The organism is Pelagibacterium lacus, from assembly GCF_003345525.1.
Taxonomy (GTDB): domain Bacteria; phylum Pseudomonadota; class Alphaproteobacteria; order Rhizobiales; family Devosiaceae; genus Pelagibacterium; species Pelagibacterium lacus.
Genome location: NZ_QQNH01000021.1, coordinates 1 through 25365, shown reverse-complemented (window position 1 = coordinate 25365; position 25365 = coordinate 1). Strand labels below are relative to the sequence as shown.

Below are 25365 nucleotides of genomic sequence, written 5' to 3'. Positions count from 1 at the left end.
CTCAGAGCCCCCCTCATCCGCCCCTTCGGGGCACCTTCTCCCACCAGGGGAGAAGGGGAACCGAGGGTGGGAGGCGTTGGCGCAAACCAAAAGAGCCCCCTTCTCCCCTGGTGGGAGAAGGGTCGGGGATGAGGGGGGCGCTGAGCTTGCCGGGGACGCTCGCAACCCGTGTTCCATCCGCCGCCTCAGCAGTCCCCCACCCCCAACCCCTCCTCTCAAGGGGGAGGGATTAAGGGTGGGGTGGAGCCAGGGGAACGATAGCCAACTCAGGGATAGGGCCGGAAGTGCTTGGAGAGTTTCAGGCTCTGCGCCTGATAGTTGGAGCCCAGGGCCGAGCCGTAGAGCGCGGCGGGGCGTTCGGCCATTTTCTCGTAGACCAGCCGGCCGATGGTCTGGCCGTGGCCGAGCAGGAAGGGCACTTCGCGGCTGCGCACTTCGAGGACCGCGCGAGAACCCTCGCCGCCGGCGGCGGAGTGGCCGAAGCCGGGATCGAAAAAGCCGGCATAATGCACCCGGAACTCGCCGACCAGCGGATCGAACGGGACCATTTCCGCAGCGTAGTCCGGCGGCACATGCACGCTTTCGCGGCTGACCAGAATATAGAATTCGTCGGGGTCGAGGATCAGCTCGTTGTCGCCGCGATTGACCAGCGGCTCCCAATAATCGAGCACATCGAGCGCATTCTTCCTGTCGACATCCACCACGGCGGTGTGCCGCTTGGAGCGGAAACCGATGAGGCCATCGCGCCCGTCGCCGACCAGATCGATAGACAGCGACACGCCGTCGCCCACATCCATGTTGGGATCGAACACCAGAGTCTGCTCGGCATGAAGCGCCTTGTGCTCGGGGGCCGAAAGCCGGACATCGCCGACCCGGAAGCGCATCTGCGACAAGCGCGAGCCGGTGCGCACCAGGACGGGGAAGGTGCGGGGCGAAATCTCGAGATAGAGCGCGCCCTCGTAGCCGGCCGGGACCGTATCGAAGGAGCGGGCGCCATCAGCGATGACCCGGGTGAAAATATCGAGCCGCCCGGTCGAGGATTTGGGATTGGCCGAAGCGCTCACCTCCGCCGGCAGGGCGAGGCGTTCGAGCAGGGGCACGATATAGACGCAGCCGCGTTCGAGCACCGCCCCTTTGGTCAGGTCGATCTCATGGAGCTTGAGGCGGTCGATGCGGTCAGCCACGGTCTTTCGCGGCCCGGGCAGGAAACTCGAGCGCACCCGGAAGGCGGTTTGCCCCAGGCGCAGATCGAGGCTGGCCGGCTGGACCTGGTCGCCGTCATAGGGGCGCTCGGAGGCGATATGGCCGCCATCGGTGAGGGCATGGATCAGCCGGGCCGAGAAGATGCCCTTGGGCCAAGCAGTTTCAGTCATCCCCTACGCCTCCGACGAACAACACAGGCTTGGCTTAGCAATTGAGGCGATTGACGCCAAGCGGGTTTTGGCAGTAAGTCAGCGCTGACCGAATTGAACCTCGGTTGGTGGTGATTTGGCCGGTCCGATTGCAGGCCACCTAAAACAAGTCTGCTAAAGAGACCATATGCACCGGCCGCTCACGCGCGCCGGTTTTTGTTTTTGAGGAACCGCCATGGCCGATAAATCCGCCAATCCCCTCTTCGACCCCAAGGCCCGCAAGGCCCAGACATTGGTGGTGCATGGCGGCCTGGAACGCAGTCAGCACGGGGAGACCTCGGAGGCGATCTTCTTCAATTCCGGCTTCGTCTATCCCACATCGGCCGGCGCCGAGGCGCGCTTCAACGGGGAGGAGCCCGGCCATATCTATTCGCGCTTTTCCAACCCCACGGTCGAGATGTTCCAGCAGCGCGCCGCGCTCCTCGAAGGGGCCGAACTGGCGCGCGGCACCGCCACCGGCATGGCGGCGGTGACCACGGCGGTGATGAGCCAGTTGCGGGCCGGCGACCATATCGTCGCGGCGCGCGCCCTGTTCGGGGGCTGCCGCTATGTGGTGGAAACCCATATGCCGCGCTTCGGGGTGGCCTCGACCCTGGTCGACGGCCGGGACCCGGACAATTTCGCCCGCGCCATGCGCCCCAACACCAAGGTGGTTTTCGTCGAGACCCCGACCAATCCCACCCTCGAGCTGGTGGACCTCAGGGCGGTGGCCGAGATCGCCCACGCGCATGGCGCGGTGCTGATCGTCGACAATGTGTTCGCCACCCCGATCTGGCAGAAGCCGCTGGAGCTGGGGGCCGATATCGTCACCTATTCGGCGACCAAGCATATGGACGGGCAGGGCCGGGCCATGGGCGGGGTGATCCTGGGCAACAGGGACATCGTCGGTGGCGATATCCACACCCTGATCCGCCAGACCGGGCCCTCGATGAGCCCGTTCAATGCCTGGGTGCTGCTCAAGGGGCTGGAAACCCTGTCGCTGCGGGTCAAGGCCATGACCGAGACGGCCGGGCGCATCGCCGATTTCCTTGCCAACCATCCCAAGATCGAGCTGATCAGCTATCCCCATCACAAGAGCCATCCGCAATACGATCTGGCGCGGCGGCAGATGAGCGGCGGGTCGACGCTGGTCTCGTTTACGCCCCGGGGCGGCAAGGAAGCGGCCTTCAAGCTGGCCGACGCGCTGGCCATCATCGCCATCTCCAACAATCTGGGCGACGCCAAATCGATCATCTCGCATCCGGCGACCACCACCCATGAGCGGTTCTCCGATGCCGAGAAGGCGGAGATGGACATCACCCCCGGCCTCCTGCGCCTCTCGGTGGGGCTGGAGGACGCGGACGATCTCATCGCGGACCTTTCGTTCGCGCTCGATCAGGTTTAGACTCCGGCCCAGGATCATTGTCGGGGCGCGGCGTGGCCGGGCATGGATTTTCGCACCATATTTTCGGCCGTGGGCGCGCTGACCGCCGGTCTGGGACTGGCCATGCTGCTGCCGGCGGCGGCCGACTTCCTGGCCGGCAATGCCGACTGGCTGGTCTTTGCCTCCTCATCGGCGATCACCCTTTTCCTGGGCGGAGGACTGTGGCTGGCGGCCCGGGGCGGCGAGGCGCGGCTCACGCTGCGGCAGGCCTTCCTGATGACCGTGTCCATATGGATCGTGCTCACCGCGTTCGGGGCGCTGCCGCTCTATCTCTCCGACCTCGGGCTGAGCATGACCGACGCCCTGTTCGAATCCATGTCGGGGATCACCACCACAGGGGCGACGGTGCTCACCGCGCTGGACACCAGCCCGCCGGGCATCCTGCTCTGGCGGGGACTGCTGCAATGGCTGGGCGGGCTGGGCGTGGTGGTAATGGCCATCGCGGTCCTGCCCATGCTGCGGGTGGGCGGCATGCAGATGTTCCGTGCCGAGGCCTTCGAGACGCCGGACAAGATCTTGCCCGCCGCGGCCCAGATCGCCACGGCGATGACGGTGATCTACAGCCTGCTGACCCTCGCCTGCGCGCTCGCCTACTGGATGGCCGGCATGCCCGCCTTCGACGCGGTGGTGCATGCCTTCTCGACGGTGGCGACGGGCGGGTTCTCGACCCGGGACGCCTCGCTCGGCGCGTTCGAGCAGGGCGCCATCCACTATATCGCCGTGGTCTTCATGATCCTCGGCGCCCTGCCCTTCGTCCTTTATATCGGCGTCTTGCAGGGCAGCGTGGTGCAATTGGTGCGCGATTCCCAGGTGCGGCTGTTTCTCTATCTCATCGGCCTTGCGACGCTGATCATCGTCTTCGTGCAACTGTCCGGCGATGTTGCCGAGGGCGAGCTGGCGGTGCGGCAGGGCCTTTTCTCGGTGGTGTCGGTGATGACCGGCAGCGGGTTCGGCATGGCGGACTTCTCCCAATGGGGGCCGCTGGCGGTGTCGCTGTTCTTCGTCATCATGTTCATCGGCGGCTGCACCGGCTCGACCTCGTGCGGCATCAAGATCTTCCGGTTCCAGGTCTTGGCCCGCGATCTCTACCAGCATGTGCGGCAGATCGTTTTCCCCTCCATGGTCTATGTGAAGCGCTATAATGGCCGCCCGCTGCCCGACAGCGTCTCGATCTCGGTGCAGAGCTTCGTCTTCGTCTATTTCGCCAGCTTTCTGATCCTGGCCGTGCTATTGTCGCTCTCGGGCCTCGCGCCGCTCGATGCGCTGGGCACGGCCGCGACGACCATTTCCAATGTGGGGCCGGGGCTGAGCCGGGAACTGGGACCGGCCGGCAGCTTCGCCGAGCTTCCCGACGTCGCAAAATGGCTGATGACGGTCGGGATGCTGGTGGGGCGCCTCGAGGTGATGATGATCCTCGTGCTGCTCACGCCGCGCTTCTGGCGCGCCTGATGCTGCCGGACCTAACCAAAATGTCAGCAGCATTACCGATTTCTAACGTTACGCCGGGATGACCATCTCCTAAGGTACGCCGAACACCCTATTTGCCAATCGACACCGGACCCGCTCTTGAAACTCGTTATCCGTCTTCTCATCGTCATCGCACTGGCCACCGCGGCCTATTTCGCGTGGCAGTATTATGCCGAGCCGGCCCCCGTCGCCGCGCCGCGCACCAGCGAGGTGACCCGGGGCTCGGTGGAGGTCTCGGTGCTGGCGAGCGGCATCCTCGAAGCGCGGTCGCTGGTCAATGTCGGGGCGCAGGTATCGGGCCGCATCAACGCGCTGCACGTCGCCCTGGGCCAGCATGTGGAGGCCGGCGAACTGATCGCGGAAATCGACTCGCTGGAACAGGAAAACGCGGTCCGTGCCGCCGAGGCGGCCCTGGCCAGCGCCGAAGCGCAGAAGCGCATCCAGGAAGCCAATGCGCGCCAGGCGCAGCAGACGCTGGCGCGGTCGCAGCAATTGCGCAGCCAGAACCTCATCACCGCCTCGGAACTCGAAGCGGCCGAGATCGCCGCCGAAGTCGCCGCCGCGCAGGTCGAGCAGTTCGAGGCGCAGATCCTGCAGGCCCGGCTCAGCGTGGAATCGGCCAATCTCGACCTCGACCGCACGAAAATCACCGCGCCCAGCGCCGGGACCGTGGTGGCGGTCATGGCCGAGCAGGGCCAGACGGTCAACGCCAATGCCGATACGCCGACCATCGTCAAGATCGCCAATCTCGACACCATGATCGTCAAGGCGGAAATCTCGGAAGCCGACGTGCCGCGCGTGCGGCCGGGACAGCGCGTCTATTTCACCATATTGGGCGATCCCGACAATGAGATCGGCGCCACGCTGGTCGATGTGGAGCCCGCCCCGGACTCCATAACCTCGGACACGGCGACGACCTCGTCGGCCATCTATTACAATGGCCGCTTCACCGTACCCAATCCCGACCACATGCTGCGCATCTCGATGACGGCGGAGGTGACCATCGTGCTCGACGAGGCCGAGGACGCCCTCGTCGTCAACGCCTCGGCGATCAGCAACGGGCCGAACGGGGCCAGCGTGCTGGTCTACGACCCCGTGCGGGGCACGACGGAATCGCGCCCGGTGACGGTCGGGCTCAACAACAATATCACGGCGGAAATCGTCGAGGGCGTCGCCGAGGGCGACCTTCTGGTCGACTCCGCCGGCACGGTGGCCGGCCCGGCCGGCTTCACCGGCGGGGGCATGGGACTGGGCGGGGCGCCGCGCGGCCCGATGATGTTCCGATGAGCCAGCCGATCATCTCCATTCGCAAGCTGCGGCGGGAGTACCAGGCCGGGGACGAAAAGCTGGCGGTGCTCAAGGATGTCGACCTCGACGTCCATGCGGGCGAGATGGTGGCCATCATCGGCCAGTCCGGCTCGGGGAAATCGACCCTGATGAACGTCCTCGGGTGCCTCGATGACGGCTGGACGGGCAGCTACACCTTTGCCGGCAAGGACGTGCGCAAATTGTCGGCGGACGGGCTGGCCGAATTGCGCCGCGAGCATTTCGGCTTCATCTTCCAGCGCTACCAGCTGCTGACCGAGCTCGATGCGGTGGAAAATGTCGAGGTCCCCGCCGTCTATGCCGGGGCCGATCGCAAGCGACGGCGCCAACGCGCCGCCGACCTGCTCACCCGGCTGGGGCTGGGCGAGCGGCTATCGCACAAGCCGTCCGAGCTCTCGGGCGGGCAGCAGCAGCGCGTCTCGGTGGCGCGGGCCCTGATGAATGGCGGCGAGGTCATTCTCGCCGACGAGCCCACCGGAGCGCTCGACTCGCGCTCGGGCACCGAACTGATGGCGCTGCTGCAGGAGTTGCACGGGGAAGGCCACACGATCATCATCGTGACCCACGATCCGGAAATCGCGGCGCAATGCCAGCGCGTCGTCGAGATCAAGGACGGCGTGATCATCTCCGACACGGCCAAGACCGCGGCCGTATCGGGCCGCGCGGAGCAGGCGGCGGGGCTGCGCCGCGCGCCCCTGTGGCGCGGCGGCATAGACCGGTTCGGCGAAGCGTTCTCCATGGCCGTGCGCGCCATGGGGGCCCATCGGCTGCGCACCTTCCTCACCATGCTGGGCATCATCATCGGCATCGCCTCGGTGGTCTCGGTGGTGGCGCTCGGACAGGGCAGCCAGCAGCAGGTGCTCGAAAGCATATCGGCGATCGGGACCAACACCATCAACATCATGCCCGGCACCAGCGCCGCCGACCGGCGGGCGGGCAATATCCGGACCCTCGTCCCGGCCGACGCCGAGGCGCTGGCGGCGGAGAGTTTCGCCGACAGCGTGACGCCGCAGGTCTCCTCCAGCCAGCGGGTGGGATACAGGAACGTCTCGGCCAATGCCTCGGTGAGCGGGGTGGGCGCCGATTATTTTCGGGTCAACGGCCGCACCTTCATCACGGGCGTGACCTTCAACCAGACCAGCGTCGACACGCGCAGCCAGGAAGCGATCCTTGACGAGACCGCGGCGCAGACGCTGTTCGGCGACAGCCGGTCGGCGCTCGGCCAGGTGATCATCCTGGGCAATGTGCCGGTGCGGGTCATCGGCGTCATCGAGGACCAGACCCTGGGCTTCGGGTTCGGCAACCAGCTCAATGTCTGGCTGCCCTATACGACGGTGATGTCGCGCATGCTGGGCCAGCGCCATCTCAGCGCCATCTCGGTGCGGCTCGCCGACACGGTCGATGCCACGGAGGCGGAGAACCTGATCACCGCCATATTGCGGCAGCGCCACGGGGTGGTGGACTTCACACTGCAGAACACCGACACGATCCGTGAGACCATCCAGAGCACCACGCAAACGCTGACCCTGCTGATCTCGGCCATCGCGCTGATCTCGCTGGTGGTCGGGGGCATCGGGGTGATGAACATCATGCTGGTCTCGGTCTCGGAGCGCACCAAGGAGATCGGCGTGCGCATGGCGATCGGGGCGCGGCAGGCCGACATCATGCAGCAATTCCTCATCGAGGCGGTGCTGGTGTGCATCATCGGCGGGCTGGCCGGGGTCGGGCTGTCCTTCGCCTTCGGCCAGGGCCTGACGGCGCTGATGCCCGATGCGCGGCTGGATTATTCCCTCTCCACCATCGTCGCGGCCTTCATCTCCTCCTCGCTGATCGGCATCGTCTTCGGCTTCATGCCGGCCCGCTCGGCCGCGCGGCTCGATCCGGTGGACGCCCTGGCGCGGGAATAGCAGCGGCCCCAGGCAACAAAAAAAGGCGGCCTAAGATTTGTCGCGTTTCCGAACCGCAAAAGTGGTGTCCACTTTTGCTGGAAACACTCCAGGCCGCCTTTTTCCGTGTCACGATCCCGATCAGAACTGATTGGGATTGAAGTGATAATGGGTGGAGCAGAACTCGCACACCACTTCGATCTGCCCGTCCACCACCATGTCGGCGCGGTCCTCAGGCGTGAAGTCATAGATCATCTGCTCCACGCGCTCGGCCGAGCAGGTGCAGCGTTCGACCAGATGCTGGGGCTCAAAGACCCGGACGCCGGTCTCGTGATAGAGGCGGAACAGCAGCCGTTCGGGCGAGATGTCGGGATCGGCCAGCTCGGCATCGGAGAGCGTGTCCATGAGGGCCCGCGCCTCGGCCCAGCGGTTGTCCTCGGCAAAGTCGGTATCGGCGGTTTCCGGGTTGTCGAAATCGCCGTCGCCGGGCAGGTCGGGCATGGTGCGCCCGCCATGCTCGGGCAGATGCTGCAGCAAGACGCCGCCGGCGCGCCAGGACGGCCGCGACTGGCCCTTCATGGAATGCTCGGCCACCGCGAGGCGGACCCGGGTCGGAATCTGCTCGGACTGCATGAAATAGGTATGGGCGACCTCTTCGAGGCTTTCGCCTTCGAGCGCCACGATGCCCTGATAGCGATCCATATGGGCGCCCTGATCGACGGTGAGGGCCAGTATGCCCTTGCCCAAGAGGTCCTGCGGCCGGATGGTGCCGGCCTTGGCCAGCGCGGCCAGCGCCTCCTCGTCATAGCGCGCATAGGCGCGCAAGCCGTCCGGCGTATCGAAATCGACCACCAGCAGGCTCACCGGACCATCGGTGCGCGATTGCAGGATGAACCGGCCCTCGAATTTGAGCGAGGAGCCGATCAGCGCCGCCAGCGTGGTCGCTTCGCCCAGAAGGCGCGCCACGGGCTCGGGATAGCCATGGCGGTTGATGATCACGTCGAGCGCATCGCCCAGATGGACGACGCGTCCCCGGCTGTCGAGGGTTTCAAGCGTGAAGGGCACGGCAACGTCGTCGCCGCTTTCGGGCCGGTCCAGCCCGAACTGTTCGAGAGAGAGTTCGCTCATCTCCTGTCCTAACCTTATTGTCCGCGCCTGGGAAACGCAGGGCCGCCCGGCTTTATCCCCGAAGAGGCTAAAGCGTTTCGATCCCGAAGACCCAGCACAAAATGGCCTTCTGGATATGCAGGCGGTTTTCAGCTTCGTCAAAGACAACCGACTGCGGCCCGTCGATCACCTCGTCGGTGACCTCGTCGCCCCGATGGGCAGGAAGGCAATGCATGAAGAGCGCGCCGGGTGCCGCGTTGGCCATCAATCTGGTGTTGATCTGGTAGGGTTTCAAGATACGCCGGCGCTCGCCCTCATCGGTGTCGCCCATGGAGACCCAGGTGTCGGTGATGACGAGATCGGCCTGCGCTATGGCCTCGACCGGATCGGTCCCCAGGCGCACGGCCTCCACATCGGCGATGTCGGAGAGCAGGCCCTGATCGGGCCCGTATTCCCGGGGGCAGGCCACCGAAAGCGTATTGCCGAACAGGGCCGTCGCATGCACCCAGGAGGCCAGCACATTGTTGGAATCGCCGATCCAGGCGACCTTGCGGCCGTCGAGCGGGCCCACATGCTCCTCGAAGGTCATGATGTCGGCCAGCACCTGGCAGGGATGGCTACGCCGGGTGAGCCCGTTCACCACCGGAACGCTGGACGCGCCGGCCAGATCGAGGAGGTCGTCATGGGAGAGGATGCGGATCATGATCGCGTCGACATAGCGGCTCATGACCCGGGCGGTATCCTCGATGGTCTCCTCACGCGCCAACTGCATTTCCTGGCCGGTCAGCATGAGGGTTTCGCCCCCCAATTGCCGCATGCCGACATCGAAGGAAACGCGGGTCCGGGTGGACTGGCGCTCGAAGATCATGGCCAGCACCTTGTCCTTGAGCAGCGGCGGGCGCTCGCCGGCCTTGAGGCGACGCTTGAGCTCATGGGCAAGGTCGAGAATGCCGCGCAGCTGGGCGGCGGAAAAATCCTTGAGGTCGAGGAAATGTCTCGCTGTCATCATCACAATCCTGAATCCATGGGGTGGCCCGAGGGCTATTGCCCCGCCTGCCCGGCCTCGGCGTCCCATTCGGCCAGGACGCGGGCGACGATACCGACGGCTTCCCGCACATCGTCCTCGCTGACGATCAAGGGTGGCAGCAGACGCAGGACATTGTCGCCGGCGGCAACGGTGAGCAGCTTGTGGTCGCGCAGGCGCTGCACGAGCTCGCGGACGGGCGGGGTGACCTTGATGCCGGCGATCAGCCCCTTGCCGCGCACTTCGGTGACCAGATGGGGATATTTCTGGATCAATTGCTGCAGCTCATAGGCGAGGACCTGCCCCATCGCCTCCACATGCTGGAAAAAGCCCGGCTCGAGCACGCGGTCGAGCACGGCATTGCCGATGGCACAGGCCAGCGGATTGCCGCCATAGGTCGACCCGTGGGTGCCCGGGACCATGCAGCGGGCGACCTCCTCGGTGGCCAGGCACGCCCCCATGGGGAAGCCGTTGCCGATCGCCTTGGCGACGGCCATGATATCGGGCGCGATGCCGGCCCATTCATGGGCGAAGAACCGGCCCGTGCGCCCATAGCCGCACTGGACCTCGTCGAAGATCAGCAGGATGCCGTGCTGGTCGGCGATGCGGCGCAGCCCCTGCAGATAGGCATCGGAAAACGCGGTGACGCCGCCCTCGCCCTGCACGGGCTCGATGAGGATCGCGGCGGTCTTGTTGTCAATTGCGGCCTCGACGAGCGCCAGATCGCCGGGCGTAAGGTGCTTATAGCCCGGCATGGGGCCAAAACCCTCGGTGTAGGCCGGATTGCCGGCCGCCGCGAGGGTGGCGATGGTGCGCCCGTGGAAGGAGCCGGCGAAGCCGATGATCTCCACCCGGTCCTTCTCGCCCTTGTCCCAGAAATAGCGCCGGGCGGTCTTGATGGCGCATTCGAGGGCCTCGGCGCCGGAATTGGTGAAGAACACCTTGTCGGCGAAGGTCGCGTCCACCAGCCGCTGGGCCAGCCGCTCCTGCTCCGGGATCTGGAAGATGTTGGAGGTGTGCCACACCTTGTCGGCCGCCGCCTTGAGGGTCGTCACCACATGGGGATCGCCATGCCCGAGCGCGTTGACGGCGATGCCGGAGCTGAAATCGAGATAGGAGGTCCCGTCCGCGGTGAACAATCGCACGCCCTCGCCCTGCTCGAAAGCGAGTTCGGACCGGGCATACGTGCCATACAGCGCAGACATTTTGGTGGACCTTTTCTGTTGCCAGAGGTTTCGGAAGCGGGAATGCGAAAAGCGCGCTCGCGACCCAAGCCGGCAGCGCGCCTTTTTGCACGCCTGCTTATGCTGGGCGGCGCGGGAAATGTCAATCAAGGCCCGGAAACCGGAGGCTTCTTCTGACTCAACTTCGCCACATTGGAGATTCATACCCCTGTGCGGCCCGCCAAGCCGTGCACGAAGGCAACAGCCTGCCCTTTTGTGGATCGCCGGCCAAAATTAAGGGGGAAACCCTTGGGAAAGTCCCCGCCCGCCCTTGCGCCCAATTTCTCCGATTGTGTAGTATGGAGCCATTGGGAACACGACATCTCGTGTGGCGGACCCCATCAGCATACGACAGTTAGTATCAAAGCGGCTGAATGTGCAATTCGGCCGCATGAGATACGAGTCTGAATATCTTACGGCCTGGAGCTTAGTTATGACCTGGACGGACGAGCGCGTCGCACTTCTGAAAAAACTCTGGATGGAAGGTCTCAGCGCAAGCCAGATCGCAGCGGAGCTCAGCGGCGGCGTGACGCGCAACGCGGTGATCGGCAAGGTGCATCGGCTCAAGCTCTCGGCCCGCGCCAAACCGGCCAGCGTCTCGACCCGCGCCAAGGCCCCCCGGCCTACGGCGCCGCGCCGGCCCACGGCGCCGGCCAGTCCCAACGCGCCGCGCGGCACCGCTTCGGCGGCCGCGAGCGCGGTGAGCCAGCGGCGGAGCAGCCCGGCCCCGATCATGGGCGCCACGGCGCTCAAGATCGATGCGGACATCGAGGTGGAAACCCTTGTCGAGCCGGTGACCAAGGCCGTCGAACTGTTCATCCCGCCCGAGGAACGCATTTCCCTGCTGCAACTGAGCGAAAAGACCTGCAAATGGCCGATCGGGGACCCGATGAGCAGCGAGTTCCATTTCTGCGGGCGCGCTTCGGAAGACGGCAAGCCCTATTGCGAGTTCCACTCCCGCCGCGCCTATCATCAGATCGACCGCAAGAAGCGCTGATCGGCCTTTAAAAAACGGCCGCTCAAGCAAGCCGGCCGGGCTTTCATCGCAATTTAACCAGCCATCTCCCCAAATGCGCGGTTGAACAAATCAGCCGCCTTGACGTTGACATGTTTTACTGTGCCTAATCGCAGGTGAAGGGCAGGTAGAAGACCCTCAACGGGGGCGCAGGGAGAATGCGCTATGAAACTAATGCTTGCGATGGATATCGCCGATCGCCTGCGCGAAGTCGCGTCCAGCGCTCGTCCGTTCGATATTGAATCCGAAGCCCGTCACCTTATCGCCCGCCATCCCGAGGCGCATGTGACGGTCAATGAGGTCATCGAAACCCTCACCCAGGAAATCCGCATCACACGCCGGCCCATGCCCGAGCAGGTATCGCATTTCTAAGGGAGTTATCGGATTTAAGCCTTGAGAAAGGCCCGGCTCTTTCGAACGGGGCCTCAGCGTTGTGACGCGGCCTCCTTGCGGGGCCTATTTCGCCACTTGCCATTCCGGCAGCGGGAACAGCCGGTCATAGGCGAAATTGAATACGAAGGCGTAGCCCATATAGAACAGGGCAAACGCGATATCCATGACCAGCGCCTGCATGAGGCTGATGCCCAGATACCAGGCGATGAAGGGCAAGAGGACGATCAGCAGGCCCAGTTCGAACAATAGGGCATGCACGATCCGCATGGGTAGCGATTTGAGCGTCGTCCCCCGCCACGCCCTGAGGACGTGGTCGAAGATGAGATTGTAGAGATAGTTCCAGGCCGTGGCGAGCGTAGCGCTGACCACCCCGACAATGCCGATATCGTGGAGGGGCATGGCGAACAGCCACGCCGCGAGGGGGACGACGATCAACAGGCCGATGATCTCGAAGCTGATGGCGTGACGGACACGGTCCCATGCGGTGCGCATGATATTTTCCCTTGCACTGTGCTCGGGCCGTCCCGAATTGGTCTCCAACATGGCGGAGGTCGTCCTCACGAGGGAGCTATTTAGGGCCGCCCGCGCCGAAGTCAAGGCCACGCACCGCCCCTGCTGGACTTCGCCGCCGAAATAGCGTTTTCTCGCGCCCGTGATGGCCGATTTCCTCCCCGTTCTTTCCGTCGCCCTTGGCGGCGCTTTGGGCGCCGTGCTGCGCCATGTGGTTGCGGCGTCGGTCACGCGGTGGCTGGGGCATGGCACATTGGGCACATTGGCGGTCAATGCCAGCGGCGCCCTGATCATCGGAGGCGCTGCGGGCCTCGCGCTGGGCCCGGACGGGGCCCTTGCCTCCGATGCGCTGGTGTGGCTGGCCGGGGTCACCGGGGTTTTGGGGAGCTACACCACGGTTTCGAGCTTTTCATTGCAGACACTGGAACTGGTGCACACCGGACGGTTTTCCTGGGCGCTGGCCAATATCGCGGCCTCGCTGATCCTCTGCCTGTCGCTGGCAAGCATCGGCTTCGCGCTGGTACTTGGCGTGAGGCTGGCGGCATGAGCGACTGGCGGCTTTCAGCGGCGATCGCCGGCGGCGGGGCGCTGGGGAGCCTTGCCCGCTATGGCGCATCGGTGGCTGCGGCGGCCACAATGTCGGGACCCACTGTCTGGGGCACGCTGAGCGCCAATATCTGCGGCTCGTTCCTCATCGGGCTGATCGCCATCTGGGCGGCCCGGCGCTTTCCGCCCCCGCTCGTCGCCGGCTTCCTCGTGACGGGCTTTTGCGGCGGCTTCACCACGTTTTCGGTGTTCTCCCTCGAAACGCTGATGCTGGCGGCCGGGGGACAATGGGCCGGCGCGGCCGGCTATGTGGCGCTCTCGATCACGAGCTGGCTGGGGGCGGTCTGGCTCGGCTGGGAAGCGGGCGCGCGCCTGTTCCCTGCCCGCAGCTAATCTCGAATTTATTCCGCCGCCCAAGCTCCGAACTGGGCATTGTGCAGCCGCGCATAGGCGCCGCCCGCGGCGAGCAGGCCCTCATGGGTCCCCTGCTCCACGATGCGTCCGTCATCGACCACCACGATGCGATCGGCGTTGCGGATGGTGGCGAGGCGGTGGGCGATGACCAGCGTGGTGCGCCCCTTCGAGAGCTCGGAGAGGGCGCGCTGGATGTGCATTTCGGTGGCGGTATCGAGAGCCGAGGTCGCCTCGTCCAGAATGAGGATGGGCGGATTCTTGAGGAAAATGCGGGCGATGGCCAGGCGCTGCTTCTGCCCGCCGGAGAGCTTGGCGCCGCGCTCGCCAACCAGAGTATCGAGCCCGGCCGGCATCTGGTCGATCACCGCATCGAACTGGGCCTTGCGCGCCGCGTCCATGATTTCCGCGTCGCTCGCCCCGAGCCGGCCATAGGCGATGTTATCGCGAATGGAGGTGCCGAACATGAACACGTCCTGCTGCACGATGCCGATCTGATCGCGCAGAGAATCCTGGGTCATGTCGCGGATATCGATGCCGTCGATGCGGATCGCGCCCGAGGCGATCTCGTAAAAGCGCGGCAGGAGCGAGCAGATGGTGGTCTTGCCGGCCCCCGAGGGGCCGACCAGGGCCACCGTTTCGCCGGCGCGGATGTCGAGGGAGATGTCGCGCAGGGTCGGGCGATCGTCGGAATAGCCAAATTGCACGTGGTCGAACACGATATCGCCCCTGAGCCCGGCCACCTTGCGCGCGCCGGGACGGTCGACGATGTCGGGCTCGGTGTCGATCAGCTCGGTGAAGCGCTTGAAGCCGGCAATGCCCTTGGGATAGCTCTCGATGACGCCGATGATCTTGTCGATGGGCCGGAACAGGACGTTGACCAGCAGCAGGAAGCCGACAAAGGCGCCATGGGACATCTGCCCGTACATGACCAGTCCGGCGCCGACCAGCATGACCAGCAATTGCACCAGGCTCTTGGAGAGATAGGACAGCGAGATCGACGCGGTCATGATCTTGTAGGCGGCGAGCTTGGTGGTGCGGTAATTCTGGTTGTCGCCCTCGAACAGCCGGCGTTCGTGCCGTTCATTGGCGAAGGCGCGCACGGCGCGCACGCCGCCGATGGATTCCTCGATGCGGACGTTGAAATCGGAAACCCGGCCGTAAAGGTTCTTCCAGGTGACGGTCATCGCCGTCCCGTATTTCCAGACGATGAAGCTGGCGACCGGCACCATGATCAGGGTGATCATGGCCAGGGTGGCGTTCATATAGGCCATGATGGCGAAGGCGCCGACAAAGGTCATGACGGCGATGAACACGTCCTCGGGGCCATGATGGGCGACCTCGCCGACCTCTTCGAGGTCCTTGGTCACATGGGTGATGATCTGCCCGGTCTTGGTGTTGTCGAAATAGCGGAAGGACAGCTTGTGCAGGTGATCGAAGGCCTGGCGCCGCATGTCGGTCTCGATGCCCACCCCCAGCGCATGGCCCCAGTAATTGACCACCGACAACAGGCCCGCATTGACGATATAGACCACCAGCAGCCCGGCAGCGGCGACGAGAATCCACGTCCAGTTCTGGCTGGGCAGAAGATAGTCGACATAGAGCTGCACCACGAGGGGAAAGCCCAGCTCGAGCAGGCCCGCCAGCACGGCGCAGCCGAAATCGAGCAGGAACAGCCCCTTATAGGGGGCGTAATAGGAAAAGAAGCGGCGCAACATGGCTGACTGTCTGCAACGGAAATCGGGCGGACCTAACGCCTCTAAACTTGATGAGTCAAGTCAGGTAAAAGAGAGGGTCCCAAAGGGGTCTTAAACCCGCCGCCTTCCCGCGGTCAACCGCCCGCCGGGGCGATCGATGCGGCACAGGTCAGGGCCGAAGCGGATAACAGCGGGTCAGGCGACGACGAATTTCTCGTCGAAGGCGTAGCCCGAGCCCCGCACCGTGCGGATGGGGTCCTTGCTGCGGCCCTTGTTGATGGCCTTGCGCAGCCGGCCCACATGCACGTCGACGGTGCGCTCGTCCACATAGACATCGGTGCCCCAAACGCCATCGAGCAATTGCTCGCGCGAATAGACGCGGCCGGGATTGCTCATCAGATATTCGAGCAGCCGGTATTCGGTCGGCCCGAGATGGATCTCCTTGCCGGACCGGCGGACGCGATGGGTGGTGCGGTCGAGCTCGATATCGCCGGCCTTGAGCACGGCGGCGATCAGTTGCGGATTGGAGCGGCGCAGCAGCGCCTGGATGCGCGCCATCAGCTCGGGCAGCGAGAAGGGCTTGACCACATAATCGTCGGCACCGGTGGCGAGGCCGCGCACCCGCTCCTCCTCCTCGCCACGCGCGGTGAGCATGATGATGGGAATGCGCGCCGTATCCTGCCGGGCGCGGATGCGGCGGCAGATCTCGATGCCCGAAGTGCCCGGCAGCATCCAGTCGAGTAGGATGATGTCGGGAATGGCCTCGGACAGCCGCAGCATGGCTTCCTCGGCATCCTCGGCGGTGGACACCGAAAAATTCTCGGCTTCGAGATTGTAGCACAGCAATTCAACGAGATCGGCTTCGTCTTCGACGACCAGAACCTGAGGCGTCATCGGTCAGCTCTTGATCTGCTCTCGCTTGAGATCGCCGATATCGGCGACGAGCGTCTTGCCCGTAGCGAGGAAATAGGCCTGTTCGGCGATATTGGTCGCGTGGTCGCCCACGCGCTCGAGATTCTTGCCGCAGAACAGCAGGTGCGTGCACATGGTGATGTTGCGGGGGTCTTCCATCATATAGGTCAACAGCTCGCGGAACAGCGAGACATAGAGCGCGTCGACATCGGTATCGCGCTCGACCACCTCGACGGCGATGTCCTTGTCGCGTCCGGTGAAGGCATCGAGCGCGAGGCGGACCTGGCGCTGGACCAGCTCGCCCATATGGCGCAGGCCGTTCTTGAACTGGACGGACATGGCGATGCCCTCGAACTGGGTCGACCGGCGGGCCGTGGACTTGGCCATGTCGCCGATGCGCTCGAGATCGTTGGCGACGTGGATCGAGGCGATGACCAGGCGCAGGTCCAGCGCCACGGGCTGACGCCGGGCAATGATCGACACCGCCATCTCGTCGATCTGGTTCTGCATGGCGTCGATCTTCTTGTCGTCGGCCACGGTGGTGAGCGCCAGTTCGGCGTCCGAGCGGATCAGCGCCTCGGTGGCATTGGCGACGGCCTTTTCGACAAGGCCGCCCATTTCCGAAATGGTCCGGGCCAGTTCGGTCAGTTCCTCCTCATAGGAGGAAACGATATGTTCATTCGAGCCGGGCATGGACACTCCCCTTAACCGATACGGCCGGTGATATAATCCTGGGTACGCTTTTCGCGCGGGTTGGTGAAGATTTCCTCGGTCGGACCTTCCTCGATCAGCTTGCCCAGATGGAAGAACGCCGTCTTCTGGGAGACACGGGCCGCCTGCTGCATCGAATGGGTCACGATGATGATGGTGTAGTTGGAGCGCAACTCGTCGATCAACTCCTCGATGATCGCCGTGGCGATGGGATCGAGCGCCGAGCAGGGCTCGTCCATCAGGATGACTTCGGGGCCGACCGCGATGGCGCGCGCGATGCACAGGCGCTGCTGCTGGCCGCCCGACAGCCCGGTCCCGGGCTGGTGCAGCCGGTCCTTGACCTCCTCGAACAGCCCCGCCTTTTGCAGCGAGGTGATGACGATTTCCTCGAGATCGGCCTTGGAGCGGGCCAGCCCGTGAATCTTGGGACCGTAGGCGACGTTCTCGAAGATCGACTTGGGAAAGGGATTGGGCTTCTGGAACACCATGCCGATCCGGGCCCGCAACTCGACCACGTCGAGGCTCTGATCGTAGAGATTGTGATCGTCCAGGGTGATCTTTCCGGCGACCCGCGCCCCCTCGATGGTATCGTTCATGCGATTGATGCATCTGAGGAAGGTGGACTTGCCGCAGCCCGAGGGCCCGATGAAGGCGCTGACGGATTTTTCCGGCAGGTCGATGGAGACATCGAACAGGGCCTGCTTCTCGCCGTAGAACACCGACACTGCGTCGGCTTTCAGGCGCGCCGGATGGGCGTTGGGATCGGGCGTGCGGACCGTCTGATGGACCGGGCTGGCCTGGGTTTCGGTCGCGGACATGTCGGTCGCGCTCCTTGCGGTCATGATGGGTGTGGTCATTTGTTGCGCTCCAATCGCGTGCGCAGGAAGATGGCGATGGCATTGAGCGTGATCATCAGGCCCAGAAGGACGAGGATGGCGGCCGAGGTCCGGGCTTCGAAGAAGTTGCGGTTCTCATTGCCCTGCCAGAGATAAATCTGCACGGGCAGAGCGCTGGACTGGTCGAGCGGGGTGCCGGGAATGTTGGCCACGAAGGCGTTCATGCCGATGAGCAGCAGCGGCGCGGTCTCGCCCAGCGCCTGGGCCACGCCGATGATGGTCGCGGTCAGAATGCCCGGCAGGGTGAGCGGCAGGACATGGTGGAAGACCATCTGCGTGCGCGAGGCGCCCAGGCCCAGCGCCGCCTGGCGCAGAGAGGGGGAAACCTGGCGCAGAGAGGAGCGGGTGGCGATGATGATGGTAGGCAGGGTCATCAGCGTCAGCACGAGGCCGCCGACGATGGGCGCCGAGATGGGCAGGCGGAAATAGTTGATGAAGACCGCCGCGCCGAGCAGGCCGAAGACGATGGAGGGCACCGCGGCGAGGTTGTTGATATTGACCTCGATCAGATCGGTGAAGCGGTTCTTGGGCGCGAATTCCTCAAGATAGATGGCGCTGGCCACCCCGATCGGCACGGCCAGAACGACCACGACCAGCATCATGTAGAGCGAGCCGACGAAGGCCCCCGCCAGACCGGCCGAAGCCGGCGCGGTGCGGGAATCGGTGTTGGTGAAGATGTGCCAGGCGAAATCCATGCTGATCACGCCATCGGCGGCGAAGCGGTCGGCTATGGCGCGGGTGACGGCGGAAAGCTGCTGGCGGGCGTCGGGCAGGCTGCGGTCGATGGTGCCCTTGAGCCAGTTGTCGGTATCGGCCGAGCCGAGCAGCGCGACGTTGAGGGTCTGGTTGAGCAGGGCCGGATCGTCCTGGTACATCTGGCGCAGGGTGAGCCCGGCATTGTTGTCGACCAGCCGCCGGATATCGGAGGCCTCGGCGTCGAGCTCGGGCATTTCGGCGCGCACCGCCTGCTCGATCAGCGCGGCCCAGTTGATGCCGGCCAGCGCGCGGCGCCAATCGAGGAAGGCCGCTTCATATTGGGCTGCCGAGGCGTAGTCGCTGCGCAAGGGGGCCGGACCGGCAGTGATGACATCTTCATCGAAGGTGACGTCGAGATGCAGCGTGGCCTGGGTGAAGGCGGGCAGGCCCTTGCTCAGCACCTGCCAGAACAGGGTGCCGACCAGCGCCAGCGCGATGGCGATGGCGGCGATGCCGATGCCGCGGAAGATGGCTTCGCCACGGTGGCGCCGTGAGAGGCCGTTGCGGACGCGTTCGCGGCGGTCGAGGGCGGCGGATTGGGACATGTCGCTCATGATCAGTCGTACTGCTCCCGGAACCGGCGCACAATGGTCAGCGCGGCCACGTTGAGGATGAGAGTGAGGACAAAGAGGGTCAGGCCCAGCGCGAAGGCGACGAGGGACTGAGGGCCAGCAAAGTCGGAGTCGCCGGTCAACTGGTTGACGATGGTGACGGTGACGGTGGAGGTCGGTTCGAAGGGATTGAAGCGCAGGACGGGGCTGTTGCCCGCGGCCAGCACCACGATCATGGTCTCGCCGATGGCGCGGGAGACGGCGAGCAGGAAGGCGCCGACAATGCCCGGCAGCGCGGCGGGCAGGATCACCCGGCGGATGGTCTCGGACTGGGTGGCGCCCAGGCCGAGGGAGCCGTCGCGCAGGGATTGGGGCACCTGGCGCAGGATGTCGTCGGAGAGGGACGAGATGAAGGGAATGATCATGATGCCCATGACGAGGCCGGCCGTGGCCGCGCTGGTGGCGCGGATGTCGAGCCCCACCGTCGCGCCGAGGCCGGAGAGGAACGGGCCGACGGTCACCAGGGCGAAGAAGCCATAGACGATGGTGGGAATGCCGGCCAGGATCTCGATCAGCGGCTTGACGACGTTGCGGACGCGCGGATGGGCGTATTGGGAGAGATAGATCGCCGCCATCAGCCCCACGGGCACGGCGAACAGCATGGCGATGGTGGCCACCATTATGGTGCCCCACAGCAGGGGGATCAGGCCGTAATCGCCTTCCGCGCCGGTGCCGGTGGTGGAAAAGCGCGGGTTCCAGACCGTTCCGAAGAAGAAGTCCAGCGGATTGATGAAGGTGAAGAAGCGGATGGCCTCGACCAGCAGCGAGGCGACGATGCCGACTGTGGTCAGGATGGCGACGCCCGAGCAGGCCAAAAGCAGCAGCGTTATGACGCGCTCGACCTGATTGCGGGCCCGCAGGCCGGGAACGATACGGCCGCGCGCATAGAGCAGCGCGCCGATACCGATGATCGCGGCGGCCAGGATGACGATGAGGAAGCCGTAGAGCTGGAACTGGCTGAGCGCGCGGGCCGCCTCGGCCTCGAAGGGCTGGGGCTCGCCGATGATGCCGAAGCCCGAGGCGATGGCCTTGATGCGGGACACCGCATTGACGATCTGGCCGGGCTCGAGGCCGGCGGCGATTTCGGCCGGGATCTGCGAGCGGGCGAACTGGTCGGCCACGCCCGGGCCGAACAGCGCCCAGAGGCCCATGATGAGAGCGGCGGGGATGACCACCCACAGCGCCACCCACACCCCATGATAGATGGGGCGGGAATGCAGTCTCTGCCCGGAGGACTGAGCGACGGCGCGACTGCGCGACCAGCCGGTCTGATAGGCGAGGCCGAGCAGGACCAGAAGCATTGCTGCGATGACGAAGCTGTTCATTCCGAGCTACCCGACCGTATGGGGGTCAAAAGGGAAAGAGGCAGGGACGCGGGAAGCGCCCCTGCCGAAGGGTGGCCGATTACTCGGCGGCAGCCTGAACGCCTTCGTTGAAGTCGGCGACGATCTGGGCGCGGGTGTCGGCTTCGAGCGGGATCAGGCCCGCTTCTTCCAGACGGCCACCGGCACCGGCCATGACGTCGGAGAGGAAGAATTCGACGTATTCGGCAATGCCCGGGACCGCATCAATGTGGGCGCCCTTGACGTAGAACTGCAGCGGACGCGACACCGGGTAGTCGCCGGCCAGGATGGTTTCCATGGAGGGCTCGACGCCCGAAACGGTGGCGACCTTCAGCGTGTCGGTGTTCTGCTCGTAGAAGGACAGGCCGAAAACGCCGATGGTGTCGGTGTTGGACTGCAGGCGCGACAGGGTTTCGGTGTAGTCGCCGGCGATCTCGACCACCACGTCCTGGCGGAAGGTGATGCAGGCGTCGGCATCGTCCACGCCGGCTTCTTCACAACCCGGGACCACGACGCGCTCTTCGAACACTTCGCGGGTGCCGTGGTTGCCGGCCGGAATGGCGAGGGCGATCGGCTGGTCAGGCAGGGAAGAATCGATGTCGGCCCAGCTGGTGTAGGGGTTGTCGACCATCTCGCCATCGACCGGCACCTGAGCGGCCAAGGCCTTGTAAACATGGACAGGTTCCAGAGCGAAGTCGCCCTTGTCGGCGTTGACGGCGAAGACGATTCCGTCATAGCCGATCACGACTTCGCGGATGTCGGTGACGCCGGCGGCGGCGCAGGCCTCGACTTCGGCGGTGCGGATCTTGCGCGAGGCATTGGCGATGTCGATGGTGTTGTCGCCGACGCCTTCACAGAACTGGCGCAGGCCGCCCGAGGAACCGCCCGAACCCACGACGGGGATATTGAACTCGGGGAAGGCCGCGCCGAACTCTTCGGCGACGATGGAAGCGAAAGGCAGAACCGTGGAAGAACCAGCGATCTGAATGGTTTGGCGAGTCTGCGCCTGAGCAGCGGTGGCGCCGAGGGCGACCGTGACGACGGCAAGTGCGGCGCCTGCGTAAAGAGCGGTTTTCATGTCTCTGATCATCCTTCGTGTCAGAAGCGTCCGGGCGTAGAGCCCCCGAATGACCGGCGTTCCGGAGGGAGGCCGTGTCGTGAACGGGGCGAACCTAGAGGCCGCGCCTGAACCTTCTATGTCGTTTGGATGACAGTTCCATGACAGAACATTGGGTTGAAAAGGCGGCATAATTCGCGTTGTGCCCCGCCATGCACCCTGACAATGGCGGTTCCCACGACTCAAATGTGTCAGCGCGGCAGCAAAATCTCGACGCGGGTCCCTTCCCCCAGCCGGGAGCGGATGGACAGCTGGCCGTGATGGCGGGCGACGATGTGCTTGACGATGGCCAGACCCAGCCCGGTGCCCTTCTGCTTGCGGCTCGATTCCGCATCAACACGATAGAAGCGTTCGGTGAGACGGGGGACGTGCTCCTCGGGGATGCCGGGGCCGTGATCGGTGACGGTGATGGCGTAGTGCTCGCCGGTGCGGCTGGTGCAGGTGCCGAGCGCAATCTCGATGTCGCGGCCGCCGCCATATTTGATGGCGTTGTCGGCGAGGTTCTCGACCACCTCGAAAAGCTGCTGGCGGTCGCCCATGACGGTGACGGTCTCGTCGGGCATGGAAAGGTCGAGCTTCACCCCGTTGGTTTCGAGGCGCGGCTCGAGGCTTTCGGCGACCTCGCGCAGCAGGAGGTTGAGGTTGACCGGGGTGGTGGGCCGCACGTGCTGGCGCAACTCGATGCGCGAGAGCGAGAGCAGGTCGTCGATGAGGCTGGTCATGCGCTCGGACTGCGAGCGCATGATGCCCAGGAACCGCTCGCGCGCCTTGGCGTCGCCGGCGGCGGGGCCTTGCAGGGTATCGATGAAGCCCATCAGCGAGGTGAGCGGGGTGCGCAATTCATGGCTGGCATTGGCGATGAAATCGGAGCGCATGCGGTCGGCGCGCTTCTGCTCGGTGAAATCGTAAAGCGTGATGACCGCATAGGAACGCCCGCCGCCCGCCGGCGCGTAGGGGGAGACCGAGACGCGGAACCAGGTGTCGTTGGGGGTGGCGGTGTGAATCTCGCAATGGCGGGGCTGGCCGGTTTCGAGGGCCTCGTCGAGGGCGGCGACCAGATCGGGATCGCGCAGGGTGAAGGCCAGCGGGTCCCCTGCCCTGGCGCGGGGAAATTTGGCGAGCGCGGCCGGATTGGCATGGATCAGCACGGCGCGGTCGTTGACGATGAGGCAGGGCTCGGTGAGGACGGCGGCGAAATCGGTGACGGCCGCGTCCAGCCCCGGCGCGGCGGCGACGGCCGGCTCGGCATTGTGCACCCGCGTGGCGCGCCACAGCATGAAGCTGGCGACGGCGAGGAAGCCGGCGGCGATGACCACGCCTTCGGCGGCCGGCAGGCGGCCGGAAACGGTCAGCGCCAGAACGAGAAGCGCCGCGCCCGCACCCGCCAGAAGCACGGGCGCGATGAGGCCCGTCCGGATGCGGCCCGGCACTCCGGCATCGGGCGTTTGGGGAATCGTCATTGCAATAGGCTCATCCATGGTGCCGATGCCATACCGTAGCGATATGACAGGCACATGATGACGGTTCCGGGCCCGAATTCAATGCCTTGGACTTCGCCAGCTTAAAACGTGAACCGCTTGCGGCCCGGGCGGGCGCCGTCGCTGCCGTCGGAGCGAAAGCCGAGCTTTTCCAGCAGGCGCCAGGAGGGACGGTTCTCGGGCCGGCATTCGGCGACGAGGCGGCGGCCGGGCCAGGCGGCGCGCAGGGTCTCGATCATGCCGGTGGCGGCCTCGGCGGCAAAGCCCTGCCCGCGCGCCGCCGGCGCGAACCAGTAGCCGAGCTCGATCTCCTGATCGCCGCGCAAATGGGTGCCCACCGTGCCGACCAGGGCCGGGCCGTCGAACACCCCCCAGAAGCAATCGCGGCCATCGCCTTCCCCGGCCAGCAGTTGGGCGGCATCGGCAAGGGTGAAGGGCTGGCTGAGGAAATGCACCATGTCGAGAATGGCCGGATCGTCGGTCAGGGCGTGGAAGGCCGCCGCATCCCCCGGGCCGAGCGGGCGGAGGGAGAGGCGCGCGGTGGCAAAGCCGGGCATGGCGGAGAGAGAAGCGGCCATCCTTGTCCCCCGATCAGTTCAGCGCTTGTCGCGGCGCTCGAAGCCGCGGCGGATGGCGCGCAGGCCGAAGAACACGGCGACCAGCGCGATGGGCGAGAGGATGGAGATGACGAGGGTCTTGCTCCAGCCGGTGGCTTCCAGCGGCCCGGCCAGCGCATAGCCCAGAATGCCGATGAGATAATAGGTGATGGCGATGGTCGACAGCCCTTCGACCGTATGCTGGAGCCGGAACTGGCTGCGCGCCGTCTCGGCGATGGTGTCGAGCACCGCCTTGTTCTGGATCTGCATGTCGAGGCTGATGCGCACATTGAGCAGTTCGACGGCGCGTTCGAGCTTTTCGAGCAGCACGGCCAGCCGCTTGTCCATGGCCTCGCAGGTGGCCAGCGCCGGTTCGACCCGGTTGCCGACGAAGCTGGCCAGCGACGAGCCCGGCCCCAGCGTCGTCTCGCGCAGCTTTTCCAGCCGGCGCTTGAGGATGGCGCCATAGGCATAGGAGGCGGCGAAGCGATAGCTGAGCTTTTCCGAAATCTGGCCCGAGCGCACCGACAGATCGTGCAGGCGCTTCAAACGCTCCTGCACCGCATCGGTGCTTTCGACCGAGGACAGGTCGGTGAGGACTTCGGTCAGCTCGGTTTCCACGGCGCGCAGCTCGGGCGAGGTGGCGCGGGCCAGCGGCAGGGCGAGCAGCGCCATGCCGCGATAGGTCTCCGCCTCGAGGATGCGCCGCAGGGTGATGGCGCGCCGCAGGGGCGACAGCGCGCCGGCGGCGAATTCGAAGCGGATGAACTTGTCCTGGTCGGGCACGAAATCGGTGGCGAGCTGGGCATTGCCATATTCGACCGCGACGAGGCAGAGGCTGGTATAGGTGAAGGAGGACAGCGCGCGCTCGGGCAGTTCGGCCTCGTCGAGCACGTCGACGCGCATGGCGCCGACCAGTTCGGCCCCGCCCACGGCCCCCAGCCCGATATCGTCGGGCCAGTTTTCCGCGTCGTTGAGCGCGCCATGCCAGGTGATGGTAATGAATTCGGTGTGAAATTCCCAGGTGACCGAGCGGGTGGCGGTCTCGAAGCGGTATTGGCGCGTGGTGTGGTCGCTGCCGATATCATGACCGCTTCGCTCGGCGAAGGCGGCGAACTCGTCGAGCGCCTTGCGCAGGCCCCCGGAGCGATCGGGCACCGCCAGCACGAGCCGACGCACCCGCACGCCGGGGGCGATCATTTCGATCGGGCGGGCGTGCAGCTCGGCGAGGACGGTATAGCGATAGGGATGTTCGGCGATGGGGGCAGCGCTCATGCGGGTTGGCCGGGGCTCGAGGAAAAAGGAGGGCTATTCAGTCGTTGGTTTATCGCGTTTCCAGTTTAACGCGGACCGGAGCGATCCCCCATTGGCCATTGGTGTGGTGCGCGCATCTGCCCCACCTTCCTCGCAGAGTTTTTCGCCCCTGCCCTAGGCTGAATCGACATTCATCGCATCCACAGCATTGCTGCGGCGAGTTGCAAGAAGCTTAGGAAGTGGGTCGCGCG

At 65.2% G+C, this 25365-nt stretch carries 23 protein-coding genes and 1 riboswitch; of the genes, 8 read left to right on the top strand and 15 right to left on the bottom strand.

Annotation, left to right across the window (positions count from 1 at the left end):
* Positions 1 to 266 precede the first annotated feature (266 nt).
* Entirely contained in the window at positions 267 to 1373 is a 1107-nt protein-coding gene (locus DVH29_RS12725) for a 2'-deoxycytidine 5'-triphosphate deaminase (RefSeq protein ID WP_114646565.1), read from the bottom strand.
* A gap of 97 nt (positions 1374 to 1470) precedes the next feature.
* Positions 1471 to 1551: riboswitch (SAM riboswitch) on the top strand.
* Positions 1552 to 1587: 36 nt separating this feature from the next.
* On the opposite strand from DVH29_RS12725, the gene metZ reads away from it, so the two are divergent.
* From metZ to DVH29_RS12705, 4 genes are all read left to right on the top strand, one after another.
* Complete coding sequence (gene metZ / locus DVH29_RS12720; protein WP_114646564.1) at positions 1588 to 2796, top strand: O-succinylhomoserine sulfhydrylase; 1209 nt, start codon at positions 1588 to 1590, stop codon at positions 2794 to 2796.
* A 42-nt stretch (positions 2797 to 2838) separates the two neighbouring features.
* Entirely contained in the window at positions 2839 to 4284 is a 1446-nt protein-coding gene (locus DVH29_RS12715; protein ID WP_114646563.1) for a TrkH family potassium uptake protein, read from the top strand.
* Positions 4285 to 4401: 117 nt separating this feature from the next.
* The gene (locus tag DVH29_RS12710) at positions 4402 to 5589 is read left to right on the top strand and encodes an efflux RND transporter periplasmic adaptor subunit (protein ID WP_158541664.1); all 1188 of its coding nucleotides are present in this window, start codon (positions 4402 to 4404) and stop codon (positions 5587 to 5589) included.
* A complete protein-coding gene (locus tag DVH29_RS12705; RefSeq protein WP_114646561.1) occupies positions 5586 to 7535 on the top strand; it encodes a MacB family efflux pump subunit in 1950 nt (649 codons plus the stop codon). Before DVH29_RS12710 ends, DVH29_RS12705 begins: the two co-directional genes overlap by 4 nt.
* 120 nt (positions 7536 to 7655) lie before the next feature.
* Here the strand turns inward: DVH29_RS12705 and DVH29_RS12700 are convergent, their stop codons facing one another.
* The 3 genes from DVH29_RS12700 to DVH29_RS12690 form a co-directional block, all read right to left on the bottom strand.
* On the bottom strand, positions 7656 to 8642 hold the full coding sequence (locus DVH29_RS12700; protein WP_114646560.1) for an Hsp33 family molecular chaperone: 987 nt from the start codon (positions 8640 to 8642) through the stop codon (positions 7656 to 7658).
* Positions 8643 to 8709: 67 nt separating this feature from the next.
* A complete protein-coding gene (gene argF, locus DVH29_RS12695; RefSeq protein ID WP_114646580.1) occupies positions 8710 to 9627 on the bottom strand; it encodes an ornithine carbamoyltransferase in 918 nt (305 codons plus the stop codon).
* Between the two features lie 35 nt (positions 9628 to 9662).
* Positions 9663 to 10850 carry an aspartate aminotransferase family protein gene (locus tag DVH29_RS12690; RefSeq protein ID WP_114646559.1) on the bottom strand — a complete coding sequence of 396 codons (1188 nt, stop codon included), beginning with the start codon at positions 10848 to 10850 and terminating at the stop codon, positions 9663 to 9665.
* A gap of 451 nt (positions 10851 to 11301) precedes the next feature.
* Between DVH29_RS12690 and DVH29_RS12685 the strand changes: the two genes are divergently transcribed.
* A complete protein-coding gene (locus DVH29_RS12685; RefSeq protein WP_114646558.1) occupies positions 11302 to 11865 on the top strand; it encodes a GcrA family cell cycle regulator in 564 nt (187 codons plus the stop codon).
* Positions 11866 to 12048: 183 nt separating this feature from the next.
* Positions 12049 to 12255, top strand: a complete 207-nt coding sequence (locus DVH29_RS12680; protein WP_147276087.1) for a hypothetical protein — start codon at positions 12049 to 12051, stop codon at positions 12253 to 12255.
* An 84-nt stretch (positions 12256 to 12339) separates the two neighbouring features.
* Here DVH29_RS12680 and DVH29_RS12675 read toward each other — a convergent pair whose 3' ends face one another.
* Positions 12340 to 12768: a PACE efflux transporter gene (locus DVH29_RS12675; RefSeq protein WP_114646556.1), complete on the bottom strand. Its 429-nt coding sequence runs from the start codon at positions 12766 to 12768 to the stop codon at positions 12340 to 12342.
* Between the two features lie 163 nt (positions 12769 to 12931).
* Here DVH29_RS12675 and DVH29_RS12670 point away from each other — a divergent pair, with 163 nt between their 5' ends.
* On the top strand, positions 12932 to 13333 hold the full coding sequence (locus tag DVH29_RS12670) for a CrcB family protein (RefSeq protein ID WP_114646555.1): 402 nt from the start codon (positions 12932 to 12934) through the stop codon (positions 13331 to 13333).
* A complete protein-coding gene (locus DVH29_RS12665; RefSeq protein ID WP_114646554.1) occupies positions 13330 to 13725 on the top strand; it encodes a fluoride efflux transporter FluC in 396 nt (131 codons plus the stop codon). The genes DVH29_RS12670 and DVH29_RS12665 overlap by 4 nt, the downstream gene beginning before the upstream one ends.
* Positions 13726 to 13733: 8 nt before the next feature.
* Here the strand turns inward: DVH29_RS12665 and DVH29_RS12660 are convergent, their stop codons facing one another.
* From DVH29_RS12660 to DVH29_RS12615, 10 genes are all read right to left on the bottom strand, one after another.
* On the bottom strand, positions 13734 to 15461 hold the full coding sequence (locus DVH29_RS12660) for an ABC transporter ATP-binding protein (protein WP_114646553.1): 1728 nt from the start codon (positions 15459 to 15461) through the stop codon (positions 13734 to 13736).
* A 174-nt stretch (positions 15462 to 15635) separates the two neighbouring features.
* Positions 15636 to 16334 carry a phosphate regulon transcriptional regulator PhoB gene (gene phoB / locus DVH29_RS12655; protein ID WP_114646552.1) on the bottom strand — a complete coding sequence of 233 codons (699 nt, stop codon included), beginning with the start codon at positions 16332 to 16334 and terminating at the stop codon, positions 15636 to 15638.
* A 3-nt stretch (positions 16335 to 16337) separates the two neighbouring features.
* Positions 16338 to 17045 carry a phosphate signaling complex protein PhoU gene (gene phoU, locus DVH29_RS12650; protein ID WP_114646551.1) on the bottom strand — a complete coding sequence of 236 codons (708 nt, stop codon included), beginning with the start codon at positions 17043 to 17045 and terminating at the stop codon, positions 16338 to 16340.
* Positions 17046 to 17056: 11 nt separating this feature from the next.
* The gene (gene pstB, locus DVH29_RS12645; RefSeq protein WP_114646579.1) at positions 17057 to 17881 is read right to left on the bottom strand and encodes a phosphate ABC transporter ATP-binding protein PstB; all 825 of its coding nucleotides are present in this window, start codon (positions 17879 to 17881) and stop codon (positions 17057 to 17059) included.
* Positions 17882 to 17916: 35 nt separating this feature from the next.
* A complete protein-coding gene (pstA, locus tag DVH29_RS12640; RefSeq protein ID WP_439331624.1) occupies positions 17917 to 19272 on the bottom strand; it encodes a phosphate ABC transporter permease PstA in 1356 nt (451 codons plus the stop codon).
* Positions 19272 to 20651 (bottom strand): phosphate ABC transporter permease subunit PstC, encoded by a 1380-nt coding sequence (pstC, locus tag DVH29_RS12635; RefSeq protein ID WP_114646549.1) that lies wholly within the window; start codon positions 20649 to 20651, stop codon positions 19272 to 19274. Before pstC ends, pstA begins: the two co-directional genes overlap by 1 nt.
* A 79-nt stretch (positions 20652 to 20730) precedes the next feature.
* The gene (locus DVH29_RS12630; protein WP_114646548.1) at positions 20731 to 21747 is read right to left on the bottom strand and encodes a substrate-binding domain-containing protein; all 1017 of its coding nucleotides are present in this window, start codon (positions 21745 to 21747) and stop codon (positions 20731 to 20733) included.
* Positions 21748 to 21977: 230 nt separating this feature from the next.
* On the bottom strand, positions 21978 to 23246 hold the full coding sequence (locus DVH29_RS12625; RefSeq protein ID WP_158541663.1) for an ATP-binding protein: 1269 nt from the start codon (positions 23244 to 23246) through the stop codon (positions 21978 to 21980).
* Between the two features lie 101 nt (positions 23247 to 23347).
* Positions 23348 to 23842, bottom strand: a complete 495-nt coding sequence (locus tag DVH29_RS12620) for a GNAT family N-acetyltransferase (protein WP_114646546.1) — start codon at positions 23840 to 23842, stop codon at positions 23348 to 23350.
* Positions 23843 to 23860: 18 nt separating this feature from the next.
* A complete protein-coding gene (locus DVH29_RS12615; protein ID WP_114646545.1) occupies positions 23861 to 25135 on the bottom strand; it encodes a DUF3422 domain-containing protein in 1275 nt (424 codons plus the stop codon).
* Positions 25136 to 25365 lie beyond the last annotated feature (230 nt).

Bases quoted from the DNA above. Each gene is read 5' to 3' on its own strand.
- metZ (WP_114646564.1), top strand. From the start codon at position 1,588: ATGGCCGATAAATCCGCCAATCCCCTCTTCGACCCCAAGGCCCGCAAG.
- DVH29_RS12670 (WP_114646555.1), top strand. From the start codon at position 12,932: ATGGCCGATTTCCTCCCCGTTCTTTCCGTCGCCCTTGGCGGCGCTTTG.
- pstC (WP_114646549.1), bottom strand. From the start codon at position 20,651: ATGAACAGCTTCGTCATCGCAGCAATGCTTCTGGTCCTGCTCGGCCTC.
- DVH29_RS12625 (WP_158541663.1), bottom strand. From the start codon at position 23,246: ATGACGATTCCCCAAACGCCCGATGCCGGAGTGCCGGGCCGCATCCGG.
- DVH29_RS12630 (WP_114646548.1), bottom strand. From the start codon at position 21,747: ATGAAAACCGCTCTTTACGCAGGCGCCGCACTTGCCGTCGTCACGGTC.
- DVH29_RS12620 (WP_114646546.1), bottom strand. From the start codon at position 23,842: ATGGCCGCTTCTCTCTCCGCCATGCCCGGCTTTGCCACCGCGCGCCTC.
- DVH29_RS12680 (WP_147276087.1), top strand. From the start codon at position 12,049: ATGAAACTAATGCTTGCGATGGATATCGCCGATCGCCTGCGCGAAGTC.
- DVH29_RS12690 (WP_114646559.1), bottom strand. From the start codon at position 10,850: ATGTCTGCGCTGTATGGCACGTATGCCCGGTCCGAACTCGCTTTCGAG.
- phoU (WP_114646551.1), bottom strand. From the start codon at position 17,045: ATGCCCGGCTCGAATGAACATATCGTTTCCTCCTATGAGGAGGAACTG.
- DVH29_RS12615 (WP_114646545.1), bottom strand. From the start codon at position 25,135: ATGAGCGCTGCCCCCATCGCCGAACATCCCTATCGCTATACCGTCCTC.
- DVH29_RS12705 (WP_114646561.1), top strand. From the start codon at position 5,586: ATGAGCCAGCCGATCATCTCCATTCGCAAGCTGCGGCGGGAGTACCAG.
- DVH29_RS12675 (WP_114646556.1), bottom strand. From the start codon at position 12,768: ATGCGCACCGCATGGGACCGTGTCCGTCACGCCATCAGCTTCGAGATC.
- DVH29_RS12665 (WP_114646554.1), top strand. From the start codon at position 13,330: ATGAGCGACTGGCGGCTTTCAGCGGCGATCGCCGGCGGCGGGGCGCTG.
- DVH29_RS12725 (WP_114646565.1), bottom strand. From the start codon at position 1,373: ATGACTGAAACTGCTTGGCCCAAGGGCATCTTCTCGGCCCGGCTGATC.
- DVH29_RS12700 (WP_114646560.1), bottom strand. From the start codon at position 8,642: ATGAGCGAACTCTCTCTCGAACAGTTCGGGCTGGACCGGCCCGAAAGC.
- DVH29_RS12685 (WP_114646558.1), top strand. From the start codon at position 11,302: ATGACCTGGACGGACGAGCGCGTCGCACTTCTGAAAAAACTCTGGATG.
- phoB (WP_114646552.1), bottom strand. From the start codon at position 16,334: ATGACGCCTCAGGTTCTGGTCGTCGAAGACGAAGCCGATCTCGTTGAA.
- DVH29_RS12660 (WP_114646553.1), bottom strand. From the start codon at position 15,461: ATGTTGCGCCGCTTCTTTTCCTATTACGCCCCCTATAAGGGGCTGTTC.
- pstB (WP_114646579.1), bottom strand. From the start codon at position 17,881: ATGTCCGCGACCGAAACCCAGGCCAGCCCGGTCCATCAGACGGTCCGC.
- argF (WP_114646580.1), bottom strand. From the start codon at position 9,627: ATGACAGCGAGACATTTCCTCGACCTCAAGGATTTTTCCGCCGCCCAG.
- DVH29_RS12715 (WP_114646563.1), top strand. From the start codon at position 2,839: ATGGATTTTCGCACCATATTTTCGGCCGTGGGCGCGCTGACCGCCGGT.